Genomic DNA, 1,248 nt, shown 5'->3' with positions numbered 1-1,248 from the left:
CCGCGGGAATATTCCGGTCCATCTTTCCATCCCCGACGGTACAGCGCAGCCCCGTTCCCGGGCAGGAACGGGGCTGCTGGTGGCTATGGGGCACAAAGAGGTTCACCGAGGCAGCCGGCGCACCGCCGGTATCACGCTTCGGCGGGTCGCTGATCCGGCGCGCGAGCGCGGTTTCCCCGGCCTCCGGCATCGAGTTCGCATCCGGCCACGCCTGCACCGACCGGGCGAACCCCTGGCCCAGCGACACACCACACTCTGCAGCGACAGCCCGGAATAGCAAGACCGGGGTCCGGTGCAGCGAACCCCTCGAGGCGCTGCCCTCACGAACGTCGAATCATGCTGCCGGCCAACATAAGTCGGGATCGAAACAGTGGCCTCCCACTGTAGACTTCCCGCCATGATGAAGCATCTGATCACTGGGGCGATGATCGCGGCCTTCACCTTCGGCGCGGCCGGCATCGCGGCCGCCGATACCACCGTTGGCTACTACCCCACACACGGAGCATGTGTGGCGAATGGGATGAACAAATTCGGTCGAGAAGGGCTGGGCAATACCTGGTTCTGCCGTCGGTCCGGTAACCAGTTCGAACTGTTTACTCGCTGACCGAACCGGAACGAACGCCTCCGCCCGTGTGGCGGAGGCGGCGTAACCGGCATCGCCAACTGGTCGTCGAAATCGCCTGCCGACCGGCCCGACCGTCAACTGCCGATCACTTTCCATGGTTGGCAAGGGAGGTCGATTGCACGCGAGCCTCGATTGCGCGATCTTCGTTCCGAAGCGCGATCCTGCCCGACATGTCGCAGCAATTGCAGGAGTTGCCGCCGAGGCTCTCCGGGGCAAGGGCACAGGGCCGCTTGCCGGACAGAGGTTCGCTGGACGTGGGAGTGTGCTGTGATCGGTTCCACGGGGGCGGAGTTGGCCGATCGGATTGTCGTCGGGCTGCGGGGACAGTATTACCGCGGTGAATCCGCTCCGATGGCCGAATGCGCGGCGGCGTTACCCACCGTGTGGACAGCCGAAACAGTGACAAAAATGGTGGCCGGTGTGCTGGATGGCCCATCACCGGAGGCCGCCGGGCTGCTGGTGTCGGCCGCGCGGGCCGCGGCGGTGACGCGCACCGCGATCGTGCAGGTCGTCGGAGAGAATGCCGAGCTAGGCCGCGTTTCATAAGCCCGATGGTGTGGGATGGAACCCGTTGTCCGGGCTGAGAAGTTGGTGATGTGGCGAGGTCTCCGGTAGTTGGTTGA

3 protein-coding genes are annotated in these 1,248 nt (G+C 65.1%); 2 read left to right on the top strand and 1 reads right to left on the bottom strand.

Features of this window, described 5'->3' with window-relative positions:
- The coding region (locus tag AB0H42_RS35710; RefSeq protein WP_357064305.1) for a hypothetical protein at positions 1-190 on the bottom strand (190 nt) is incomplete at its 3' end.
- 207 nt (positions 191-397) lie between these two features.
- On the opposite strand from AB0H42_RS35710, the gene AB0H42_RS35705 reads away from it, so the two are divergent.
- Together AB0H42_RS35705 and AB0H42_RS35700 are read left to right on the top strand one after the other, a co-directional pair.
- Positions 398-604, top strand: a complete 207-nt coding sequence (locus tag AB0H42_RS35705; RefSeq protein ID WP_357064303.1) for a hypothetical protein — start codon at positions 398-400, stop codon at positions 602-604.
- Between the two features lie 372 nt (positions 605-976).
- Positions 977-1,171: a hypothetical protein gene (locus AB0H42_RS35700; RefSeq protein WP_357064300.1), complete on the top strand. Its 195-nt coding sequence runs from the start codon at positions 977-979 to the stop codon at positions 1,169-1,171.
- Positions 1,172-1,248: the final 77 nt, after the last annotated feature.

The organism is Nocardia sp. NPDC050799, assembly GCF_040654015.1.
GTDB lineage: Bacteria > Actinomycetota > Actinomycetes > Mycobacteriales > Mycobacteriaceae > Nocardia.
This window is presented reverse-complemented; position numbering and strand designations above follow the sequence as displayed.

What these genes read in the sequence shown, in the direction of transcription:
- AB0H42_RS35700 (WP_357064300.1), top strand. Translation starts at nt 977, where the DNA reads ATGGCCGAATGCGCGGCGGCGTTACCCACCGTGTGGACAGCCGAAACA.
- AB0H42_RS35705 (WP_357064303.1), top strand. Translation starts at nt 398, where the DNA reads ATGATGAAGCATCTGATCACTGGGGCGATGATCGCGGCCTTCACCTTC.